Raw genomic sequence first — 23,157 nt, 5'->3', positions numbered from 1 at the left:
CCGTTAGACCGGCTCGTAGGTGAAGTAGTCGAAGTCTGCGTGGCAGCCGTCGCCACTGATGTCCTCGCAGTGCAGCCCCACAAACGCGCCGGTGAAGAAGCCGCGCCCGCCGATGTAGTCGTCCGACAGCTTCCACGCCTCATACGTGACCGGCACGGCGTGCCACGTCTCGCCGTCGAACGAGTAGCTGTAGCGATAGACCAGCGTATCCACGTCCACCCGCAGCCAGACGCTCTCCGCATGTTCCGGCACCGGAATGGGCTGCTCGTGCAACGGCCACGACGGCACGTTGTGGTCGAGCTGGATCACCTTAATCGTTCTGCCCCGTCCCTCCTCGTAGTCCACAAAGCAGTAGCTCCAGTTTTTGCTGTTGTAGTAGCAGGTCAGCCCCGCGCTCTGCTGGAAGTGCACCGGCGAGAACTGCATCCGCGTTTCTGCCCGGAAGGCAAAGTGCTGCCAGCGGCGCGCCACGGTCGACTGGGTAAAGGTCGAGTTGAGCGAGTCGTTGCCGTAGAGCCGTAAGAAGCCCGGGCGCGCGGTGAGCGAGCCGAGGGTGTCGTCGAACGGAATGCGCAGGGTCTGCAGCTCCGGGTCAAGCGAACTGGCGTCGAAATCGTCCCGCCAGTTGCCCGGAACGGCTGCAGGCTGCTCGGCCACTTGCGGGCCTTTCACGGTCAGCTGCGCGTGCTTGCCGCCTTCCACGTACGGCCAGCCGTCGCGCCATTCGATGCGGGCGATGCCGGTCTCGCGCCCCAGCGGGCAGTAGCCGCGTCCGCCGGAGGCCAGCAGCGGCACGCCGGGCAGGCGCAGCGGGCGGCTGGTGAGGTAGGCCATGTACCATTCCCCCGTATGCGTCTCCAGCAGCGAGCCGTGACCGCTCTTCTGCAGCGGGTTCTCCGGCAGGTGCCAGCTGGTCATCATCGTTACGTCCGGGTGCAGCTCGTACGGCCCGTCGATGTTTTTGGAACGCAGCACCACAACCGCGTGCTCGTAGCTGGTGCCGCCTTCGGCCACCATCAGGTAGTACCATCCCGCGTGGCGATACAGGTGTGCGCCTTCGGTGTAGCAGAGCGGCGTACCGGTAAACAGCGTTTTGCGCTCGGGCGAGAGCGTGCCGGTCTGCGGGTCAAACGCCTGCAACACGATGGTGTTGTGCGGGTTGCTGTGGTGGCGCGGCCCCCACGGACGGTAGATATAGTATTTGCGGCCATCGTCGTCGTGGAACAGGGACGGGTCAAACCCGCCGTTGCCCATCGGGATTGGCTCACTCCACGGCCCCTCGATGGACGGAGCGGTGACGAGGTAGTTGCGGCCGTTTTTCCACGGCGAGTCGACAATCTTCACGTCGGTGTAGAGCAGCCAGAATTTACCGTCGGCGTAGCTCAGGCACGGCGCCCAGATGCCGCCGGAGTCCGGGTTGCCCTTCATGTCCAGCATCGACACTCGGTCCAACGGAGTGCTGACCAGCGACCAGTTTTTCAGGTCGCGGGAGTGGTAGATGCGCACGCCCGGGAACCACTCGAAGGTCGAGGTGGCGATGTAGTAGTCCTCGCCCTGGCGGCACAGGGACGGGTCCGGGTTGAAGCCGGTGAGTATCGGGTTAGTGATTTCCATATTGCCTCCGGTTAATGGGATGCGGCTGTCGCGGCGTCGGGAACGGCCTCGCCCTGCGCCGCGCGGTGCTTAATCAGCTGCTGGCTGATGGCCTCCACGCGGGCGTCGGTGAGCTTGTAGAGCGACAGCATGATGAACATGCCCGCGTAGAGCACCACCGGCACCACGCAGAACAGAATTTTGATGGTGGTGAGCACCTCGACAGGCTGCACGCTGCTGCTGGCGGAATAGTTGACGTACGCCAGGATCCAGCCCACCACCGCCCCGCCAATCGCCAGGCCAATCTTCAGGCTGAACAGGTAGGTGGAGAACACCAGCCCGTCGAGGCGGCGACCGCTGCGGCTCTCCTCGTAATCCACCACGTCGGAGGCCATCAGCCACTGCAGCGGCGTGGTGGTGTTAAAGACGAACAGGAACAGGATGTTGAGGGCAAAAATCAGCGCGATGTGCTCCGCCGGGGTGACGAAAATCAGCAGGCTGATCAGCGAGTAGGCGACGATGATCCACTTGAAGGCGGTGACGCGGTCGAAGCGGCCCAGCAGGCGGGAGGAGCAGAGCGAGCCGAACATGGTGGCGAGGCTGCCGTAGAGTAAGAACTGGGTCGCCATCTCCGGGTGATCCATCACGTATTTCACGAAGTAGAGCGTCGCCCCGCCGCGCACCACGTTGGAGCAGGTCGCCATCATCTTGAACGCGCACATGATGCGCCACTGGCTGTTGCCCAGCAGCAGCTTAAGGTCTTTCGCCACCGACGAGCCCGGCTGCACCTCAAAGGTATAGCGCTCTTTGGTGGTGAAGAAGCAGACGTAGAGCAGCACCACGCCGCTCAGCCCCAGCACGCACATGGCGCCGAAGTAGCCCACCTGCTCGTCCCCTTTGCCGATAATGCTTACCAGCGGCAGTGCGATGCCGCTGATAGCGAGCGAGCCCGCCGCCGCCAGGAAGAAGCGCCAGGACTGCAGGGCGTGACGCTCTTTCGGGTCGGCGGTGATGACGCCCGGCATGGCGCAGTACGGCACGTTAACGAAGGTGTAGACCAGGGTCAGGAGAATGTAGGTCACGCAGGCGTAGATGATCTTGCCCTGCGCGGAGAAGTCCGGTGTGTAGAAGGTCAGCACGCAGACGATGCCGAACGGGATGGCGCCCCACAGCAGGAACGGGCGGAACTGGCCGTGCCGCGTGCGGGTGCGGTCTACCAGCAGCCCCATCAGCGGGTCGGTGACGGCGTCGAGCACGCGGGAGACCAAAAACAGCGTGCCCATAATCCCCGCCGACAGGCCGAAGACGTCGGTGTAGAAATAGGCCAGCAGGAACATCGTGGCCTGCCAGACGAAGCCGCAGGCGGTGTCACCCAGCCCGTAGCCAATTTTGTCTTTCATGGTTAATTGCGTCATCAGAATTACACCCTTATGTAGTGTGCTGAATTACAACATCGTGTTAATGGAGTGTAATGAGCTGTTCAATTAACCAGCAATGGTCATATCTTATTTCCGAATTACGTTATTTTGCTTTTGTGACGCCAACGATATATCTCAACTCATTGTTTAAATTACTAAATTTCAGAAACAACAAAGCCGTCCGCGGAATATTTCCCGCAGACGGTTTTATCTCTGAAAATAATTAAATGCCGAGCGCTTTTTTACCGGCGTTAATTACCTCAATAATTTTATCGGTGTCATAAATACAGCCTTTCCAGGTGCCGCCGCTCACCGACTGCAGTGCCGCCCACAGCCGGGTGTCGTCCGGCAAAAAATCGTGGGCGTGCAGATCCGGATGCGTCTGCCGCCGCGCCAGCTCGCGCGCGCCCTCTTCCGGCGTCAGCGGGTTGTCCGCGGTGCCGATGAAGTTCACGCTGCCAGTTAACGTCAGACGATCCACGGCAATCTCGATGATGTCGTTATCGCGCAGCTTGCCAATCGGCCCGCCCGCCAGCGCCTCCGGCGACACGTGGCCGAAGCAGGCGCCCGTCGACACGCCCGAGAAGCGCGCATCGGTGATGAGCGACACCGTCTTACCCCACGAGATATGCTTTAACGCGGAGGTGAGCTGGTAGGTCTCTTCCATGCCGGTGCCGGACGGCCCGCCGCCGATCACCACCATGATATCGCCCTGCACAATCTCTTCCCGCTTGATCGCCTTGATCGCCTGCGCTTCCGAGACAAACACCCGCACCCGGCCGGTGTGGCGGTACACGCCATCTTCACCCACCACCGACGGGTCGATCGCCGTGGCCTTGATCACCGATCCTTCGGGCGCTATGTTGCCCGTCGGGAAGCAGACCGTCGAGGTCAGCCCTTTCGCTTTTGCCTTCTCCGGCGGCAGGATCACGTCATCCGGCTCTACGCCGTCCTGCTCGCGCAGGCACTGGCGGAAGCGCGCCCGGCGCTCGGACGCCTGCCACCAGTCGAGATTCTCGCCCACCGTCTGGCCGGTCACGGTCATGGCGTCCAGATGCAGCAGGCCGAGGTCGCGCAGGTGGAGCATCACCTCCGGCACGCCACCCGCGAGGAAGGCGCGGACGGTCGGGTGATAGTCCGGGCCGTTGGGCAGCACGCTGACCAGACGCGGCACTTTACGGTTGATGCGCGTCCAGTGCTCAACGTCCGGGATCGTGCAGCCCGCCGCGTGGGCGATGGCCGGAATGTGCAGCAGTAAATTGGTGGAGCCGCCGAACGCCGCGTGGATCACCATCGCGTTTTCGATGGCTTTATCGGTGAGGATATCCCGCGTGGTGATGCCGCGGCTATCCAGCTCGCTCACCGCGCGCGCCGACTGGCGGGCGATCTCCAGCCACACCGCCTGCCCGGACGGCGCCAGCGCGGAGTGCGGCAGCGCCAGACCCAGCGCTTCCGCGACCACCTGCGAGGTGCCCGCCGTGCCGAGGAACTGACACCCGCCGCCCGGCGAGGCGCAGGCGCGGCAGCCCAGCTCGGCGGCCTCCTGCAGGGAGAGTTCGTGGTTGGCGAAGCGCGCGCCGATGGTCTGCACCTTGCCCGCGTCTTCCCCGACGGTCGGCGGCAGCGTCGCCCCGCCCGGCACCAGAATAGTCGGCAGGTCGTGCATCGCGGCCAGCGCAATCATGGTGGCGGGCAGCCCTTTATCGCAGGTCGCTACGCCGATCACCGCCCGCCGCGTCGGCAGGGAGCGGATCAGGCGGCGAAACACGATCGCCGCGTCGTTGCGGTACGGCAGGGAATCGAACATACCGTGCGTGCCCTGCGAGCGCCCGTCGCACGGATCGCTGACGAAAGCCGCAAACGGGATCCCGCCATTGCGGGTGATCTCCTTCGCCGCCGCCTGCATCTGCATGCCGATCTCCCAGTGCCCGGTGTGGTAGCCCAGCGCGATTGGGCGTCCGTCTCCGGCGCGGATGCCGCCCTGAGTGCCGATGATCAGCACCTCTTTGCCGGTGAGCTTGTTGGCGTCCCAGCCCATCCCGGCGTTCTGCGTCATGCCGAACAGGTTGCCGCTGGGGGATTCCATCAGCATCTGCGGGGTCAGCGGCAGCGCACCCTGCGGCCCCGCCGCGTGGGTGATCACCGCATAAAACGCGTCGTCCTGTGGGGTGAAAATTTTCTCAATGGTCATCGTTATCGTCCGGCTCAGCAGAGCTTGAGCTGTTGCAGCAGGGTTTTCAGCTGCGCCTTGCGCGGCTCGTCCAGCGGTGAGGCGGGCGGCAGCACGTGCGTGGAGACAGGGCGACCGCAGAGCACGATCGCCTCTTTAATCACGTTCACAAACGGCGTATCCAGCTGATACATCTGCGGAATTTGCAGCAAGGTCTGATGATACCCGGCCGCTTTCGCCACGTCCCCGTCGCGCCAGGCTTTCAGAAGATTCACCGACACCTGCGGGGCAAAGTTGCCGCTCGCCGATATCGCCCCGTCGCCGCCGAGCAGCAGGGTATTGAACAGATGATCGTCGTAGCCGCAGAGCACGGTGAAGTGCGGATGCGCCGCTTTGACGGTGTGGATCATGCTGCGCAGGTGGGCGACGGAATCGATGGTGTCTTTGATGCCGATAATATTGCTGCGCGAGTCGGCGAGGGTTTTCACCAGCGCCGGAGTCAGATCCTGCCCGGTCAGCGCCGGGAAGTTATAGAGCATCACCGGCAGCGTGACGCTGTCGGCCACCTGCTCGAAATAGCGGATCAGGTTCGCTTCCGACACTTTCCAGTAGTAGGGGTTGATCACCACGATGCCGTCCGCGCCCGCCTGCTGCGCGTGCTGGCTGAGTTCGATGGTTTCCCTGGCGTTGGTGCCGCCGGTGCCGATCAGGACCGGCACGCGACGATCGACATGATCGATAGCAAAGCGGGCAATGGCTTTACGCTCTTCGGCGCCGAGCTGGGAGAACTCGCCGCCGCTGCCCAGGAAGAACAGGCCGTCGACGCCTGCTTTGATGAGATCGTCGATCAGCGCGGCGGTACCCGGCTTATCGAGCTGGCCGTCGGCGGTAAAAATGGTGGAGACAGGGGGAATGATTCCCGTGAACAACGCGGACTGCGGCATGAGATCTCCTTGCTGAATCATTTTGTTCTACATTATAGAACAGCGTTCGTTTATTTAACGATCATACTATGACGCAGAAAAAGGAGAGGTAAATGGGAAGGGAAGAGGGAGTGCGGGAAATTTAAGCTGGATCACATATTGCCCCTCACCCCGGCCCTCTCCCCAAAGGGGCGAGGGGGAAAAGATGGCTCGGTGCAGTTCCCTCTCCCTTTTGGGGAGAGGGTTAGGGTGAGGGGTAAGGGTTACTCCACTAACATTTTAACAACCACTTTCCTGACCTTAGCAGGCGCCCCAACCGCGCACAGCGGCTTATGCACTTCGCCCGGCCAGAACACCACAAAATCCCCTTCGCTCAGCACCACGGTTTTCTCCTGCTCGCCTTCCGGCAGGAACGCGATGTCTTTGTCCGCCAGCCAGTCGGTGTCCGGCGTGCCGTGCGGCAGGGTGCTGAAGGTCATCCCCTCCTGGCCCTTCATAATAATCTGGATATCCAGATAGCGCGCGTGGTACTCGGCGCGGCGCTCGGCGAACGGCTGGGTCGTGTCTTCCGAGACCAGATAAAACAGGCTGTTGCCGTTGATGTCGTGTTTCCCGAGCGGCGTGGCGTCGGTGACGTGAGCTTTAACGTGCTCAATCGCCTGGCGCAACTCATCAGGCAGCCAGGACTGCAAATGGTGGATGTTGCCGATAATCATGTTTCAATCCTCAATATAAAACAATGTTTCATTTTTATCTTTTATACGAGAATCCCCGCTGCCATACCAGCCCTTTTTCGTTGAGATTTGCGCGAGCGCATGTTTATCGGGAATGGTGTTAATTTGCTGTTAATCCTGCTCAGGCATTTATGCAGGGGTTATGCATAACATTGGCAAGTGCATATCGCACGGCTGAACTAACCCTCTGATCAATCAGGTTAATTAACAAAACTCGTTGTCACCTCACACTTTACCGTTCTGATAATGTGCTCAAAAAAGCCATAATTATTTAAGGATTTTTCTTAAGTCAAAAATAGTTAATTACGTTAATTGCATAGCCATTCCTACAGGAATAATTAAACATTAAAAATCAGCAACATAACGGAATGTATCAAAAGATTAAAATCTACAAAATAATAACAACCTCAAATAATGCCACCGGATCCTGCTTAGCTATTCACCCTTCAATAATATGAAATTAATCATTATCTGATGCGAATCATGCAAATGAAAACAAAACCCTTAATATCCGATTGCGCGTGAGCAACATCACAATAAGGATTATTTAACTGCCTAGTATGAATCACGAAATCAATTGAGCTTAGCCGCCATGAAATTAATTACATCACATGGCGCATGCCCTTTTTATTCTGAAAAACAGTTAAAGGAATAATTATGGAAAAGCATTACGTCGGTTCTGAAATTGGTCAATTGCGTAGCGTTATGCTGCACCGCCCAAATTTAAGTCTGAAACGTTTAACGCCATCGAATTGTCAGGAGCTGCTTTTCGATGACGTGCTCTCGGTTGAGCGGGCGGGTGAGGAGCATGACATCTTCGCCAACACGCTGCGCGAGCAGGGTGTTGAAGTCCTGTTGTTGACCGACCTTCTGACACAAACCCTTGATATTGCAGAAGCGAAAGCCTGGCTGCTGGATACGCAAATCTCCGACTACCGCCTCGGCCCAACCTTTGCCGGCGACGTGCGCGGCTGGCTGGCGGATATGCCGCACCGTGAACTGGCGCGCAGGCTGAGCGGCGGATTAACCTACGGCGAAATTCCGGCGGCCATTAAAAATATGGTCGTCGATACCCACACGGCGAATGATTTTATTATGAAGCCGCTGCCGAACCATTTATTTACCCGCGATACCTCGTGCTGGATTTATAACGGCGTCTCTATTAACCCAATGGCGAAACCGGCCCGTCAGCGTGAAACCAATAACCTGCGGGCAATATATCGCTGGCACCCGTCGTTTGCCGACGGCGATTTTATTAAGTATTTCGGCGACGAGAATATTAATTACGACCACGCCACCTTAGAAGGCGGCGACGTACTGGTTATTGGCCGCGGCGCGGTGCTGATCGGCATGTCCGAGCGCACGACGCCGCAGGGCGTGGAGTTCCTCGCCAACAGCCTGTTCAAACACCGCCAGGCCGAGCGCGTGATCGCCGTTGAGCTGCCGAAACACCGCTCCTGCATGCACCTCGACACCGTCATGACCCACATCGACGTGGACACCTTCTCCGTCTACCCGGAAGTGGTGCGCAAGGACGCCCAGTGCTGGACGCTCACCCCGGACGGACGCGGCGGCCTGCTGCGCACGCAGGAAACCGACCTGCTGCACGCCATCGAGAAAGCGCTCGGCATTAACCAGGTGCGCCTGATCACCACCGGCGGCGACGCCTTTGAAGCCGAACGCGAGCAGTGGAACGACGCCAACAACGTGCTGACCATCCGCCCGGGCGTAGTGATCGGCTACGAGCGCAACGTCTGGACCAATGAAAAGTACGACAAAGCGGGCATCACCGTGCTGCCCATCCCTGGCGACGAACTCGGACGCGGCCGCGGCGGCGCGCGCTGCATGAGCTGCCCGCTTGAACGCGACGGAATTTAAAGGAGCCATCATGGAACGAAAACCCACTCTGGTTGTGGCCCTTGGCGGCAACGCGCTGCTCAAGCGCGGCGAGCCGCTGGAAGCAGAGATCCAGCGCCAGAACATCGAGCAGGCCGCCCGCACCATCGCCGGGCTGACGGAACAGTGGCGCGTGGTGCTGGTGCACGGCAACGGGCCGCAGGTCGGGCTGCTGGCGCTGCAGAACAGCGCCTACGACAAAGTGACGCCCTACCCGCTGGACGTTCTCGGCGCCGAAAGCCAGGGAATGATCGGCTACATGCTTCAGCAGGCGTTGAAAAACAATCTGCCGCAGCGCGAGGTGAGCGTCCTGCTCACGCAGGTGGAAGTGGACGCCGCCGACCCGGCCTTCAGCAACCCGACCAAGTACATCGGCCCGGTGTACAGCGAAGCCCAGGCGAAAGCGCTGGCTGCGGAAAAAGGCTGGGTGTTCAAGGCCGACGGGAGCTACGTCCGCCGCGTGGTGCCGTCGCCGCAGCCGAAGCGCATCGTCGAGAGCGACGCCATCACGGCGCTGATTCAGCGTGACCACCTGGTGATCTGCAACGGCGGCGGCGGCGTGCCGGTGGTGGAAAACGCCAACGGCTACCGCGGGATTGAGGCGGTGATCGACAAAGACCTCTCCGCCGCCCTGCTGGCGAGGCAGATCGAGGCCGACGCCCTGCTGATCCTGACCGATGCCGACGCGGTGTACCTCGACTGGGGCAAGCCGACCCAGCGCCCGCTGGCGCAGGTCACGCCGGAGCTGCTCAGAGGCATGCAGTTCGACGCCGGATCGATGGGGCCAAAAGTGGCCGCCTGCCGCGAGTTTGTTGAAGCCTGCAACGGCATTGCCGGGATCGGCGCGCTGAATGACGGCGCGGAGATCCTGGCGGGCGAGAAAGGCACGTTGATTCGTAACTGAACAATCATTTTAAAAAGGATTTCCCACATGACCATCAACCTGAAAAACCGCAACTTCCTGAAACTGCTGGACTACACCCCGGCGGAGATCCAGTACCTGATCGACCTCGCCATTGACCTGAAGGCCGCCAAAAAAGCCGGGCGCGAAAAGCAAACCCTGGTCGGGAAAAACATCGCCCTGATCTTTGAAAAAACCTCCACCCGCACCCGCTGCGCCTTTGAAGTGGGCGCGTTCGACCAGGGCGCGCAGGTCACCTACCTCGGCCCAAGCGGCTCGCAGATCGGCCATAAAGAGTCGATGAAGGACACCGCCCGCGTGCTGGGCCGCATGTATGACGGCATCGAATACCGCGGCTACGGGCAGGCCATCGTCGAAGAGCTGGGCGAATACGCGGGCGTGCCGGTGTGGAACGGTCTGACCGACGAGTTCCACCCTACGCAAATCCTCGCTGACCTGATGACCATGCTGGAGCACGCGCCGGGCAAAACCCTGCCGGAGCTGAGCTTTGCCTATCTCGGCGACGCGCGTAACAACATGGGCAACTCGCTGATGGTCGGCGCGGCCAAGATGGGGATGGATATCCGCCTCGTCGCGCCGAAATCCTTCTGGCCGGAAGCCGGGCTGGTTGAGCAGTGCCGCGCCATCGCCAAAGAGACGGGCGCGCGCATCACCCTCACCGACGACGTGGAAGAAGGCGTGCAGGGGACCGATTTCCTCTACACCGACGTGTGGGTCTCCATGGGCGAGCCGAAGGAGGCCTGGGCCGAGCGCGTCAGCCTGATGAAGCCGTATCAGATTAACGCAGACGTGATGAAAGCCACCGGCAACCCGAACGTCAAGTTCATGCACTGCCTGCCGGCGTTCCACAACGAGCACACCAAAGTGGGCCGCGAGATCGAGATGGCGTACGGCCTGAAGGGGCTGGAGGTGACGGAAGAGGTCTTCGAATCACCGAACTCCATCGTCTTCGACGAAGCAGAGAACCGCATGCACACCATTAAAGCGGTCATGGTGGCGACACTCGGCGACTAATCACCGCCCGGCGCGCCGTGGGGTGCGCCGGGTTCAGGAGAACATCATGGGCAAGTTCAAGTTTCCCTCCGCTTACACCATTCTCTTTTTTCTGATTGCCGTGGTTGCCGTGCTGACGTGGGTTGTACCGGCCGGGCAGTACCATATGGCAATGAACGAGGCGCTCGGTAAAGAAGTCCCGGTTGCCGGGACCTACGCGCACGTGGCGGCGCATCCGCAGGGGCTGGTTTCGGTGCTGATGGCGCCGATTGCCGGGCTGTACGATCCGGAATCCGGACAGGCCGGGGCGATCGACGTGGCGCTGTTTATCCTGATCATCGGGGGATTTCTCGGGATCGTCACCAAAACCGGGGCAATTGACGCCGGGATCGAGCGTGTCACCACCCGGCTGCGCGGACGCGAGGAGTGGATGATCCCGATCCTGATGGCGCTGTTTGCCGCAGGCGGCACGATTTACGGCATGGCCGAAGAGTCGCTGCCGTTCTACACCCTGCTGGTGCCGGTGATGCTTGCCGCCCGGTTCGATCCGGTGGTTGCGGCCTCCACCGTGCTGCTCGGGGCGGGGATCGGCACGCTCGGCTCCACCATCAACCCGTTCGCCACGGTGATCGCCGCCAACGCTGCCGGGATCCCCTTCACCAACGGTATCGCCCTGCGCGTGGCGCTGCTGGTCATCGGCTGGATCATCTGCGTGGCGTGGGTGATGCGCTATGCCCGCAAGGTGCGCCAGGATCCGTCGCTGTCGATCGTGGCGGATAAACAGGAGGAGAACCGCGCCCATTTCCTCGGGAACAAAGGTGAGCAGTCGCTGGAATTTACCCCGGTGCGCAAAATCATCCTGGTGATTTTCGCCCTCGCCTTCGCGGTGATGATCTACGGCGTGGCGGTGCTGGGCTGGTGGATGGCGGAGATCTCGGCGGTGTTTCTCGCCAGCGCGATAATCGTCGGCCTGATTGCCCGCATGAGCGAAGAGGAGCTGACCTCGACGTTTATTAACGGCGCGCGAGATTTGCTGGGCGTCGCGCTGATTATCGGCATCGCGCGCGGTATCGTAGTCATCATGGATAAGGGCATGATTACCCACACCATTTTGCACAGCGCCGAGGGGATGGTTACCGGGTTGTCGACGGTGGCGTTCATCAACGTGATGTACTGGCTGGAAGTGGTGCTGTCGTTTCTTGTGCCTTCTTCGTCCGGCCTGGCCGTTCTGACGATGCCGATCATGGCACCCCTTGCCGATTTCGCTAACGTCAACCGCGACCTGGTGGTCACGGCTTACCAGTCGGCGTCCGGCATCGTTAACCTGGTCACTCCCACCTCTGCCGTCGTGATGGGCGGGCTGGCTATCGCCCGCGTGCCTTACGTGCGTTATCTGAAATGGGTCGCGCCGCTGCTGGGGATTTTAACGGTGGTGATTATGGTGGCGTTAAGCCTGGGTGCCATGTTGTGATTTGCCGGATGGCGCTGCGCTTATCCGGCCTACGGATCGGTGCAGTGCCACCGGTTATTTCGGGAACTGATATGGGAACTATGATGGATTACGAAGAGTACTCTCCCAAAGAGCAACTACAGCTAACGGTATGCCAGCGTCTGATCGCGGAAAAGAGCTATCTTTCTCAGGAGGAGATCCGCCGCGATTTGCAGGAGCGGGGTTTTGAGACCATCAGCCAGTCCACCGTTTCACGTCTGCTCAAGTTGCTTGGTGTCATAAAAATTCGAAATGCCAAAGGGCTAAAAATTTATTCGCTGAATCCCCAGCTGCGCCCTGCCCCCGATGCCGCGCGCACCGTCTCCGAAATGGTGGTCAGCGTGGAGCACAATAGCGAATTTATCCTTATCCATACCGTCGCCGGATATGGCCGCGCGGTGGCGCGTATTCTGGATTATCACCAGTTACCGGAAATTTTAGGCGTGGTGGCCGGAAGCAGTATCGTCTGGGTCGCCCCTCGCGTCGTGAAGCGCACCGCGCTGGTGCATAAGCAAATTAATTATTTACTCAGAACGCATTAATATTCATAAAGAACCGTTTGCATTGAGTAAAGCGTGCATTAAATCGCTTGATCCGCAAAGCGAGCTGCGTATAATGCCCGACAATTTGCCGGGAGGAAGCATGGTCAAGCGTGTACGACATAACGTCTTACCGCGTCTGAAATCAGACGCTGGCCTGCCGTTTTTCTTCCCGTTGCTAAACCTATTCCCAGAGCCCCTCATTTGAGGGGCTTTTTTTTGCCCGGCGTCAGGAGATAAACATGAATCCGCTTTATCAAAAACACATCATTTCCATAAACGACCTCAGCCGCGAAGAGCTGGAACTGGTTCTGGAAACCGCGGCAAAACTGAAGGCCAATCCGCAACCGGAGCTGCTGAAGCACAAGGTGATTGCGAGCTGCTTCTTCGAAGCCTCGACCCGCACGCGCCTCTCCTTTGAAACCTCCATGCACCGCCTGGGCGCGAGCGTGGTGGGCTTCTCGGACAGCAGCAACACGTCGCTGGGTAAAAAAGGCGAGACCCTGGCGGATACCATTTCAGTGATTAGCACCTACGTCGACGCAATTGTGATGCGTCACCCACAGGAGGGCGCAGCGCGTCTGGCGACCGAGTTTTCCGGCGGCATTCCGGTACTGAACGCCGGTGACGGTGCCAACCAGCACCCGACGCAGACCCTGCTGGATCTGTTCACCATTCAGGAGACGCAGGGCACGCTCGAGAACCTGAATATCGCCATGGTTGGCGACCTGAAATATGGCCGCACCGTCCACTCCCTTACCCAGGCGCTGGCGAAATTTAACGGCAACCGCTTCTTCTTCATTGCGCCTGACGCGCTGGCGATGCCGCAGTACATTCTCGACATGCTGGATGAGAAAGGCATTCAGTGGAGCCTGCACGCCAGCATCGAAGAGGTGATGGGCAACGTGGATATTCTCTACATGACCCGCGTGCAGAAAGAGCGTCTGGACCCGTCCGAATACGCCAACGTGAAGGCGCAGTTCGTGCTGCGTGCCAGCGACCTCGAGGGCGCGCGCGACAACATGAAGGTGCTGCACCCGCTGCCGCGCATCGATGAGATCACCACAGACGTGGATAAAACGCCGCACGCCTGGTACTTCCAGCAGGCCGGAAACGGCATCTTCGCCCGCCAGGCGTTACTGGCACTGGTTCTGAATCGCGAATTGGCACTGTAAGGGGAAACGACAATGACACACGATAACAAACTCCAGGTTGAAGCCATCAAGCGTGGCACCGTGATTGACCACATCCCTGCGCAGGTCGGCTTTAAGCTGCTGACGCTGTTCAAACTGACCGAAACCGACCAGCGCATCACCATCGGCCTGAACCTGCCGTCGGGCGAGATGGGCCGCAAAGACCTGATCAAAATCGAGAACACCTTCCTGACCGACGAGCAGGTTAACCAGCTGTCGCTGTACGCGCCGGACGCCACCGTTAACCGCATCGACGATTACGACGTGGTGGGCAAATCCCGCCCGAGCCTGCCGGATCGCATTGAAAGCGTGCTGGTCTGCCCGAACAGCAACTGCATCAGCCACGCTGAGCCGGTTTCCTCCAGCTTTGCAGTGAAAAAACGCGCCGATGACATCGCGCTCAAATGCAAATACTGCGAAAAAGAGTTTTCTCATTATGTGGTGCTGGCCAACTAATTGAGGTTGGTAAAGGATCCCGGCCTCCCTATAATGGCCGGGACTCTTAAATCAGCTGTTATTCTGGAGAAATCATGACCAAAGTACTCGCGACGGAAAATGCACCAGCGGCTATCGGCCCATACGTTCAGGGCGTTGATCTGGGCAGCATGATCATCACTTCGGGCCAGATCCCGGTGAACCCAAAAACCGGTGAAGTACCGACCGACGTAGCAGCACAGGCGCGTCAGTCGCTGGAAAACGTGCAGGCTATCGTTGAATCTGCGGGCCTGAAAGTGGGCGACATCGTCAAAACCACCGTTTTCGTGAAAGATCTGAACGACTTCGCGACCGTTAACGCCACCTACGAAACCTTCTTCACCGAGCACAACGCGACTTTCCCGGCGCGCTCCTGCGTTGAAGTGGCCCGTCTGCCAAAAGACGTGAAAATTGAAATTGAAGCGATTGCCGTACGTCGCTAATTTATTTCAATAAATAAAGGCAGCGTAAGCTGCCTTTATTATTTCGGCTATTTTTACTCTCTGGATAAAATGACACATAGCCCAGTCCATTATTAGACTCCCCTCTCCTGGTAATATTCTCTAATAATGGATGAGTAATGAAACTTTCGAAAATTGCACTTGCCCTCGCAACAGTGACCGTTGCGTCTTCGGCATTTGCTCACGGATATATTGAATCGCCTGCCAGCCGCGCCTATATGTGTAAGCTCGGCCAAAACGTTGACTGTGGCTCTGTACAGTATGAACCGCAGAGCGTAGAGAAAACCTCTGGCTTCCCGTCAGGCGCTGAGCCTGCGGACGGCCACCTCGCCAGCGCGGGTATCTCTCAGTATTCTCAGCTGGACAAACAGAGCCTGAACGCGTGGACCAAAAACCCGATGACGGCGGGTCCTCATCAGTTCGTCTGGCATCATACCGCACCGCATAAAACGACCAACTGGCGTTATTACATTACCAAACAAAACTGGGATCCAAATAAACCGCTGACCCGCGATCAGTTTGAATTAACGCCATTCTGTACCATCAACGGTAATAACCAGGCGCCGGCCGTCACGCAGTCTATGAACTGTAATGTGCCTGAGCGTACGGGCTATCAGGTTATTTACGGCGTGTGGGAAATTGCGGATACCTCGAACAGTTTCTATCAGGCTATTGACGTTGATTTCGGTAATGGCGGTAACGTTACGCCGGACGAAACGCCAGCCGTTGTTTCCCAGTGGAGCAAAACCCTGAGCGGCCAGATCGCGGGTAACAATCTGAATGCGGGCGACAAGGTCATTGCACGCTTCTTCGACGCGAACGGCGAAGTGACCTCCATGCGTACCGAAATGACCATCGGCTCAGCCGAGCAGGGCGACGCTAACCAGTGGTCTTACGATCTGGCGCAGAAAATCAACACCGCCCAGAGCGACGTGCGCGTCGGCGTGAAGGATGAAGCGGGTGAAATCAGCCCGGTTCACGGCGCAAACAGCGTCTTCGTGAAAGACGGCAGCACGCTGCAGTCCGTGGCCGTCTCTTATGAAGAGCAAAAAGCGCAGGTGAATGAGACCATCGCCGTCACCGATCTGCAGTACAGCAAAATCGAACATGGCAACGCGACCGTGACCTTCCACGTCAACACCAAAGGCGACGTGAATGTGGAAGCACACGTGATGAACCACCACGGTGCGGAAAAAGGCTACCTGAAGCAGGACATGAACAACGCCAACCAGGACGTGACCATGACCCTGAATGACGTGATGCCGGGCCACCACATGCTGAAATACTATGCGACCAACAAAGACGGCACGATGTTCGCCCAGGACGTGCTTAACCTGATGCTGGAAGGCGATGCCGCCGCGGACAGCACCGGTCATCACGACTTCACCTTCCCGGACAATATCGCCTCCTACAAGGCGGGTACTGTGGTGCTGCAGCCTAAAGACGGTAAGACGTACGAATGTAAGCCTTTCCCGTACAGCGGCTTCTGCGTGCAGTACAGCCCAACCGCCAACCAGTATGAGCCAGGCGTTGGTGCACACTGGAAAGAGGCGTGGGTGTTGAAGAACTAAGTAGTCTTTTCCCCTCACCCTAACCCTCTCCCCATAGGGGAGAGGGAACCGATCGAGCCCCTCCCCCCTTTGGGGAGAGGGGTTGGGGTGAGGGGCTACTGATTCCGCGTCGCCCTAAGCAGCGTCTCCAGCGGATACACCGCCGCAATCACCACCTCGTCCTGAACCTTCGCCGCGCTATCCAGTTCGCTCTGAATCGACGCGATCTCTTTATCGTCCAGCGTGCCCTGGCGCGCCACCAGATCCGTCAGCCTCAGGCCAATTGAGGCCAGCTTATCCACTTCCTGGATCAGCGGTTTCATGCTCTTCAGTTGATAGCTGTTTTCGCTTAGCGCCAGCGCGTCGCTGGTGTTGCTTTGCCAGCGGTTAAAGACGTGGCGCAGCGCATCGGCGCTTTCCGTGTCTTCCGCATCGCTCACCAGCCTGTCGGCCCATTTGTTCATCTGCCGCACCGTGGCGCTTTCGGCGTTCAGCGCATCCGCGAAGCGGTTGAGCGGTTCAAACTGATGATAATTTCCCGCCTGGAACTTCAGGTGCTGGCGGGTGTAATACTGCGCGGGCTCTACCGCCTGAGCAAGGATCTGCAGCGGCAGAGTATCGGCATTGTTCGCCAGGCGCGTGAACTGCACCTGCTGCTGGGTATGCTGCTGCAGCCCCACCGACACCGTCGACCAACTGTCCATCGCCTGCAGGCGGGTGTACATGTTGTCGACGTCGTTGACGTCCTGCGCGGACCACAGCCGCTCCGCCACCGCAAAGGCGCGCGGCCACAGGCGGATATCCAGCACCGGTGCCACCACGTTTTCCGCCCACAGCGCGGCTTCACCGCCGAGCAGGTTGGCCTGATTCGCCACGTCCGGCACCACCGGCGGAATGCCTTTCGGCACCTCGTCCAGACGCGTGCCGCTGATTGGGTAGCGCGTATTCCCCACCAGGAAATAGCCGGAAAGTTTGTCGTTATCAACGTTGACCACCGGGCGCGTCTCGCCCATCCAGGTGTCGACCGTAAACGTGACCTGATTGTCGTCACGCCACTGAATGTTTTCCACCGCGCGGCGGGATTTCCCGGCAAAATCTATAAATCCGCGCCAGCCGGCATCCCCTTTCACCAGCGTGAAGCTCCCCTCAACCGGCTTGCCCTTCAGGCGCGGCATGGTGAAGGCCCAGCTCTGGGCGCTGTCGGTGTCTGCAATCACATCCACGCCGTTCAGCCCCTGCGGGACAATTTCGTTGCGATAGTGATAGGCGGTGGACTGAGGCTGGTCGAGATAGAATCCCGTCGAGAGAATCCCTTTGTAGCCGTTCTGCGCGACCTGCCCCAGCGCGTCCTGCCCCTGCCAGGACTGGATCAGAATACTTTTCGGCAGGTCCGGATGATAAATCTCGTCCCAGCCGACCATCTGCCGGTGGTGCTTCTCGAGGATCGTCTCCAGCTTGCGGTTGAAATAGGCCTGCAGCGCGTGGCTGTCCGCCAGCCTGTTATCGCGCATGAAATTCTGGATCGCGGCGTTCGCTTTCCACTGGCTGTCGTCCACCTCATCGCCGCCGATGTGCAGATACGGATCGGGGAAGATCGCCGCCAGTTCGCTGACCATCGCGTCGGCAAAAGCATAGGTTGCGTCTTTTGTCGGATCCAGCACTGGCTTCAGCACGCCCCAGTGGCGCTCCATAGCGTACGGCCCCGGGGCGCTCATCAGCTCCGGATAGGCCACGGCGATCGCCGAGGCGTGGCCCGGCATGTCGATCTCCGGCACCACGCGAATGCCGCGTTCGGTAGCGTAACGCACCACCTCACGCATCTGTTCAGGCGTGTAGAACAGCCCGTCGCTGGCAAGCTGCGTCAGCTTAGGGTAACGCTTCGAACTGAAGCGCCAGCCCTGATCGTCGGTCAGGTGCCAGTGCAGAACGTTGAGCTTCGCCGCGGCCATGCCGTCGATCTGGCGCTTGATATCCGACAGCGGAATAAAGTGGCGCGCCGAGTCCAGCAGCAGCCCGCGCCACGGGAAGCGCGGCGAATCTTCAATGGTGACCCACGGCAGCGAGGTGTTTTCCGCCCCGTTCTGCATCAGCTGGAGCAGCGTTTCCATGGCGCGCAGCGCGCCGAAGCGGGTGTTGGCGGAAATGTTCACGCCGTTGGCGTCCACCGTGAGCTTATAGCTTTCATCGCTGTCCGGCAGCGGCTGCGGCTTAACCTTTTTGGCAACCGCGATGCGGATGGTCGGTTTGTCTGGCTTTTCCGCCTGCGGCTGCAGCGTCCAGCCGGTTTGCAGGGCAATGCGCTGGCGCAGCCGATTGACGGCGTCGCCGAGATCGTCGCCGCTGACGCTGATAGAAATTTTATCGTTAAGCACCAGCGCGCCCTGGGTCGTCGGGCGTTCGACCTTCGCAGGCCAGGGCATTAAGGGGAGATCGCCTGCCGGAGCGGCGAAGGCAGAGGCGCCGAGCATCAGCCCGGCGGTTAAGAGACTGTACCGTAACATGAATGTTCCTTATCTGACGGGCCAAATAAAGGCAAAACATTCTGTTAACATGCGCTCAATTTGTCGTCAAGCGAATGCGCCGACGGAGATCACAGGTTGTTGAATTTGGGAGGAAAGCTATTGCCCGGTGGCGGCTTCGCCTTACCCGGCCTACGTTGGGATCGTAGGCCCGGTAAGCGCAGCGCCACCGGGCTTGCCGTTACTGCCACCCGTACCGACGCGCATAAATCCCTTTCACCATCTGCGTCAGCACCATGTAGCCCGCGAGGATCGCCACCAGCCACGGGAAGTAGCTCAGCGGCAGCGCCTGAAGCTGCAGGTAGCCTGCCAGCGGTGAGAACGGCAGCGCGATGCCGAGCGCCATCACAATCCCCGTCATCACAATCAGCGGCCACGCCGCGCGGCTCTGGATGAACGGAATGCGGCGGGTGCGGATCATGTGCACGATCAGCGTCTGCGACAGCAGCCCCACCACGAACCAGCCGGACTGGAACAGCGTCTGATGTTCCGGGGTGTTGGCGTGGAACACAAACCACATCAGGCAGAAGGTCAGGATGTCAAAGATGGAGCTGATCGGCCCAAAGAACAGCATAAAGCGGCCCAGATCGGCGGGGTTCCAGCGCTGCGGCTTCTGGATCTGCTCGTCGTCCACGTTATCAAACGGGATCGCCACCTGAGACACGTCGTACATCAGGTTCTGGATCAGCAGATGCAGCGGCAGCATCGGCAGGAACGGCAGGAAGGCGCTCGCCACCAGCACGCTGAAGACGTTACCGAAGTTGGAGCTGGCGGTCATTTTGATGTACTTGAGCATGTTGGCAAAGGTACGACGACCTTCGATCACGCCCTCCTCCAGCACCATCAGGCTCTTTTCCAGCAGAATGATATCCGCTGCCTCGCGGGCGATGTCCACCGCGCCGTCCACGGAGATACCAATATCCGCCGCACGCAGGGCTGGCGCGTCGTTGATGCCGTCGCCCATAAAGCCTACTACGTGCCCTTCGCGACGCAGCAGCGTGACAATACGCTCTTTGTGCATCGGCGTCAGACGGGCAAACAGCGTGGTACGCTGGGCAAGCTGCGCCAACTCGTCGTCGGAGAGGTGCTCAATGTCGCTGCCCACCACCACGTCGCCCGCGTCCAGCCCCACTTCATGGCACACTTTAGCCGCCACCAGCTCGCTGTCGCCGGTGAGAATTTTGACGGTAATACCGCTCGCCTTCAGCGCCTTCAGCGCCGGTGCGGTGGTCTCTTTCGGCGGATCGAGGAAGGCGATGTAACCCTCGAGGATCAGATCGGATTCGTCGATACGCTGATAGTCCCCTTCACGCGCGGGCAGAAACTTGCTCGCGACGGCCACCACGCGCAGCCCCTGACGGTTCAGGTTGTCGGTGACGCGCTTGATGCGGCGCAGCATGGTGTCGTCCAGCGGCACGATCTCGCCGTTATGGCGCACCTGTGTGGAAACGTTGAGGATCTCCTGCAGCGCGCCTTTGCAGATCAGCTGATGCACGTCGGTCTGCTCGCTCACCACCACCGACATGCGGCGGCGCTCGAAGTCGAACGGGATCTCATCCACCTTCTGCCAGCGGCCGGAGAGCGTGCGGGCAGACTCTTCGTCTACCCCTTCCAGCACCGCGACGTCGAGCAGGTTTTTCAGCCCGGTCTGGTAGTGGCTGTTCAGCCACGCGGTGTGCAGCACGCGCTCGCTGGTTTTACCGGCGATATCGGTGTGGTTCTCCAGCACGATTTTGTCCTGCGTCAGGGTGCCGGTTTTATCGGTGCAGAGGATGTCCATCGCGCCAAAGTTCTGAATGGCATCGAGGTGTTTAACGATCACTTTCTGCTTAGAGAGCTTCACCGCCCCGCGCGCCAGCGTGGAGGTGACGATCATCGGCAGCATTTCCGGCGTCAGGCCGACGGCCACGGAGAGCGCAAACAGTGCCGCTTCCCACCAGTCGCCTTTGGTGTAGCCGTTGATCAGCAGCACGATCGGCGTCATCACCATCATAAAGCGGATCAGCAGCATGCTGACACGGCCAATCCCTTTCTGGAAGGCGTTCGGCTCGCTCTCCTGCTCGCTGACGCGCCCGGCAAGCTGACCAAACCAGGTGTTGCCCCCGGTGGCGATGACAATCGCCTGCGCGGTGCCGCTGACGACCGTGGTCCCCATAAAGCACAGGGTGTCGCACTCGAGCGGGTTCATCTGCTGCGGGTCGCGGCTGCGCGCCACCTTTTCAACGGGCAGGGATTCCCCGGTCAGGGAGGCCTGCGCCACGAACAAATCGCGCGCCTGGATGATGCGTAAATCCGCCGGGATCATGTCCCCCGCCGCCAGCTTCACCAGATCGCCCGGCACCAGCTGGTCGATAGGCAACTCCACCCAGGCGTTTTCGCCGAGATCGTTAATCACGCGCGAGACGGTCGCGGTGTTGCTGACCATCGCCTTCAGGGCGTCCGCCGCTTTGGTGGAGCGCGCCTCCTGAATGAAGTTCAGCAGCGTGGAGATACCCACCATCAGGGCGATCACCCCTGCGGCAAACAGATCTTCCGTCGCGTAAGAGATGATGCCCAGCACGGTCAGCAGCAGGTTGAACGGGTTGCGGTAGCAGAGCCACAGATGCACCCACCATGGAGAGGGCTTCTGCGCCGGGATCTGGTTATCGCCGTGCACGGCGCGGATTTTTTCTACTTCGGACGCGTTTAGCCCTTCCGGGTGTCCGCCAAACGCGCGCCAGACTTCGTTTTCATCCATTGCCGCCGCGTTCAGGCAGCGTTCTGTCAGAGACGCGGGGATCGCCGCCCCCGCCATGTTTTTGGCGTTTGGCAGCGGGTCGCGCTGAACAAGACGGTGTGGCAGGTGGCGGCTCAGCAGGGCCTGCAGCTGCCGGGTGATATTTTTAAACATAGGCATTCCTCCGCATCCGCAGGGGCGGACGCAGCATTTCCTTCAGGCGTGGCAAGGCCGTACCTGAGAGGCACTTAATTTTTCAAGCAGGAACGTTAAGACGCTACTGCCTCACACCGGTGAGACAGCAACAGGGCTGGCTTACCGGAAAGAACGTTTTCTCCCGTTCAGGAGAGGTGTGGGATCGGGATCCATGTGGCCTCCGGTAAGTAAAAGTAGGGTGTCGCCGCGCAGTATAAGGATTTAACCATACCGTTTGTGGCTAATCGGGCGGTATTATAACCCCACGCAAATAAACCGAACGTAAACCAGACTTTGCCCATAGCGAAATCGCGCTATAGCATTAGGCTCAATTGACCATTTTGTCGTTGTTACAGGGAATACAGCATGCAGAACCGCCTTACGATTAAAGACATCGCGCGTTTAAGCGGCGTGGGGAAATCAACCGTCTCACGCGTGCTGAACAACGAAAGCGGCGTCAGCGAACGCACCCGCGAGCGCGTTGAGGCGGTCATGAATCAACACGGTTTTTCCCCTTCCCGCTCCGCGCGCGCCATGCGTGGGCAGAGTGACAAAGTCGTCGCCATTATTGTTTCGCGTCTGGATTCCCTGTCTGAAAACCTCGCCGTGCAGACCATGCTGCCCGCCTTCTACGAGCAGGGGTATGATCCGATCATGATGGAGAGCCAGTTCTCTGTGCAGCTGGTTGAAGAGCATCTGGGTATGCTCCAGCGGCGCAATATAGATGGCGTGGTGCTGTTTGGTTTTACCGGCATTAACGAGGAGATGCTCAAACCCTGGCAGCCCTCGCTGGTGCTGCTGGCGCGCGATGCCAGCGGGTTTGCGTCTGTCTGCTACGACGATGAAGGGGCAATCGTGACCCTGATGCAGCGTCTGTACGAGAAAGGCCATCGCCACATCAGCTATCTGGGCGTGCCGCACGCGGACGTCACCACCGGCAAGCGCCGTCACGAGGCCTACCTGACCTTTTGCAAAGAGCACAATCTCTCCGCCGTGGCCTCCCTGCCGGGGCTGGGCATGAAGCAGGGCTACGAGCAGGTCGCCAGCGTCCTGACGCCGCAGACCACCGCGCTGGTGTGCGCCACGGATACCCTTGCGCTGGGTGCCAGCAAATATCTGCAGGAGCAGCGCATCGATAACCTGCAGGTGGCGAGCGTCGGCAGCACGCCGCTGATGAAGTTCCTGCACCCTGAGATCATCACCGTCGATCCGGGCTACGCCGAGTCCGGCAGACAGGCCGCCGCGCAGCTGATAGAGCAGATCAACGGACGTTCAGAGCCCCGTCAGATCGTTATTCCTGCTCGCCTTTCATAACCCCCGCAAATCAGTTTATTGTGATCTTCACCTAATTTCGGGAACGTTCCCATTTTCG

Annotated in this window: 18 protein-coding genes and 1 pseudogene; 11 read left to right on the top strand and 8 right to left on the bottom strand. The window is 59.6% G+C overall.

Annotation, left to right across the window (positions count from 1 at the left end; genetic code table 11):
* Window positions 1–3: 3 nt before the first annotated feature.
* The 5 genes from K5E19_RS13030 to K5E19_RS13010 all read right to left on the bottom strand — a co-directional run bounded on the left by K5E19_RS13030 (window position 4) and on the right by K5E19_RS13010 (window position 6,820).
* Window positions 4–1,614 (bottom strand): glycoside hydrolase family 43 protein, encoded by a 1,611-nt coding sequence (locus K5E19_RS13030; protein WP_221551563.1) that lies wholly within the window; start codon window positions 1,612–1,614, stop codon window positions 4–6.
* An 11-nt stretch (window positions 1,615–1,625) separates the two neighbouring features.
* Window positions 1,626–3,008: an MFS transporter gene (locus tag K5E19_RS13025; protein ID WP_221551562.1), complete on the bottom strand. Its 1,383-nt coding sequence runs from the start codon at window positions 3,006–3,008 to the stop codon at window positions 1,626–1,628.
* Window positions 3,009–3,234: 226 nt separating this feature from the next.
* Window positions 3,235–5,202, bottom strand: coding sequence for a xylonate dehydratase YagF (yagF, locus tag K5E19_RS13020; RefSeq protein WP_221551561.1), 1,968 nt, complete (start codon window positions 5,200–5,202; stop codon window positions 3,235–3,237).
* 14 nt (window positions 5,203–5,216) lie between these two features.
* Window positions 5,217–6,125 carry a 2-keto-3-deoxygluconate aldolase gene (gene yagE, locus K5E19_RS13015; protein WP_221551560.1) on the bottom strand — a complete coding sequence of 303 codons (909 nt, stop codon included), beginning with the start codon at window positions 6,123–6,125 and terminating at the stop codon, window positions 5,217–5,219.
* A gap of 242 nt (window positions 6,126–6,367) precedes the next feature.
* Window positions 6,368–6,820, bottom strand: coding sequence for a YhcH/YjgK/YiaL family protein (locus tag K5E19_RS13010; protein ID WP_221551559.1), 453 nt, complete (start codon window positions 6,818–6,820; stop codon window positions 6,368–6,370).
* A gap of 675 nt (window positions 6,821–7,495) precedes the next feature.
* Between K5E19_RS13010 and arcA the strand changes: the two genes are divergently transcribed.
* The 5 genes from arcA to K5E19_RS12985 all read left to right on the top strand — a co-directional run bounded on the left by arcA (window position 7,496) and on the right by K5E19_RS12985 (window position 12,680).
* Window positions 7,496–8,716: an arginine deiminase gene (arcA, locus tag K5E19_RS13005; RefSeq protein WP_221551558.1), complete on the top strand. Its 1,221-nt coding sequence runs from the start codon at window positions 7,496–7,498 to the stop codon at window positions 8,714–8,716.
* 10 nt (window positions 8,717–8,726) lie between these two features.
* Window positions 8,727–9,638, top strand: coding sequence for a carbamate kinase (arcC, locus tag K5E19_RS13000; RefSeq protein ID WP_047740989.1), 912 nt, complete (start codon window positions 8,727–8,729; stop codon window positions 9,636–9,638).
* Window positions 9,639–9,665: 27 nt separating this feature from the next.
* Window positions 9,666–10,670: an ornithine carbamoyltransferase gene (argF, locus tag K5E19_RS12995; RefSeq protein ID WP_221551557.1), complete on the top strand. Its 1,005-nt coding sequence runs from the start codon at window positions 9,666–9,668 to the stop codon at window positions 10,668–10,670.
* A gap of 46 nt (window positions 10,671–10,716) precedes the next feature.
* Window positions 10,717–12,120, top strand: a complete 1,404-nt coding sequence (locus K5E19_RS12990) for a YfcC family protein (RefSeq protein ID WP_100165604.1) — start codon at window positions 10,717–10,719, stop codon at window positions 12,118–12,120.
* Between the two features lie 80 nt (window positions 12,121–12,200).
* Window positions 12,201–12,680, top strand: coding sequence for an arginine repressor (locus K5E19_RS12985; RefSeq protein WP_003863366.1), 480 nt, complete (start codon window positions 12,201–12,203; stop codon window positions 12,678–12,680).
* Window positions 12,681–12,683: 3 nt separating this feature from the next.
* On the opposite strand, the pseudogene K5E19_RS12980 reads toward K5E19_RS12985, so the two are convergent.
* A pseudogene (locus K5E19_RS12980) lies at window positions 12,684–12,801 on the bottom strand (hypothetical protein).
* Here K5E19_RS12980 and K5E19_RS12975 point away from each other — a divergent pair.
* From K5E19_RS12975 to gbpA, 5 genes are all read left to right on the top strand, one after another.
* Window positions 12,781–12,885, top strand: a complete 105-nt coding sequence (locus tag K5E19_RS12975) for a pyrBI operon leader peptide (protein ID WP_022646880.1) — start codon at window positions 12,781–12,783, stop codon at window positions 12,883–12,885. The pseudogene K5E19_RS12980 and the gene K5E19_RS12975 sit on opposite strands and share 21 nt — an antisense overlap.
* Window positions 12,886–12,919: 34 nt before the next feature.
* Entirely contained in the window at window positions 12,920–13,852 is a 933-nt protein-coding gene (gene pyrB, locus K5E19_RS12970) for an aspartate carbamoyltransferase (RefSeq protein WP_089599762.1), read from the top strand.
* Window positions 13,853–13,864: 12 nt separating this feature from the next.
* Window positions 13,865–14,326 carry an aspartate carbamoyltransferase regulatory subunit gene (pyrI, locus tag K5E19_RS12965; RefSeq protein WP_221551556.1) on the top strand — a complete coding sequence of 154 codons (462 nt, stop codon included), beginning with the start codon at window positions 13,865–13,867 and terminating at the stop codon, window positions 14,324–14,326.
* 74 nt (window positions 14,327–14,400) lie between these two features.
* Window positions 14,401–14,787 carry a 2-iminobutanoate/2-iminopropanoate deaminase gene (gene ridA, locus K5E19_RS12960; protein WP_221551555.1) on the top strand — a complete coding sequence of 129 codons (387 nt, stop codon included), beginning with the start codon at window positions 14,401–14,403 and terminating at the stop codon, window positions 14,785–14,787.
* A gap of 137 nt (window positions 14,788–14,924) precedes the next feature.
* Window positions 14,925–16,376 carry an N-acetylglucosamine-binding protein GbpA gene (gene gbpA / locus K5E19_RS12955; RefSeq protein ID WP_221551554.1) on the top strand — a complete coding sequence of 484 codons (1,452 nt, stop codon included), beginning with the start codon at window positions 14,925–14,927 and terminating at the stop codon, window positions 16,374–16,376.
* Between the two features lie 95 nt (window positions 16,377–16,471).
* Here the strand turns inward: gbpA and K5E19_RS12950 are convergent, their stop codons facing one another.
* Both K5E19_RS12950 and mgtA read right to left on the bottom strand, forming a co-directional pair.
* Entirely contained in the window at window positions 16,472–18,856 is a 2,385-nt protein-coding gene (locus K5E19_RS12950; protein ID WP_221551552.1) for a beta-N-acetylhexosaminidase, read from the bottom strand.
* A 199-nt stretch (window positions 18,857–19,055) separates the two neighbouring features.
* Window positions 19,056–21,764, bottom strand: a complete 2,709-nt coding sequence (gene mgtA / locus K5E19_RS12945; protein WP_221551550.1) for a magnesium-translocating P-type ATPase — start codon at window positions 21,762–21,764, stop codon at window positions 19,056–19,058.
* Between the two features lie 387 nt (window positions 21,765–22,151).
* Between mgtA and treR the strand changes: the two genes are divergently transcribed.
* Complete coding sequence (gene treR, locus K5E19_RS12940; protein WP_221551548.1) at window positions 22,152–23,099, top strand: trehalose operon repressor TreR; 948 nt, start codon at window positions 22,152–22,154, stop codon at window positions 23,097–23,099.
* The last annotated feature ends 58 nt before the right edge of the window (window positions 23,100–23,157 follow it).

The organism is Enterobacter sp. RIT637, assembly GCF_019718755.1.
Lineage (GTDB): Bacteria > Pseudomonadota > Gammaproteobacteria > Enterobacterales > Enterobacteriaceae > Enterobacter.
This window is presented reverse-complemented; position numbering and strand designations above follow the sequence as displayed.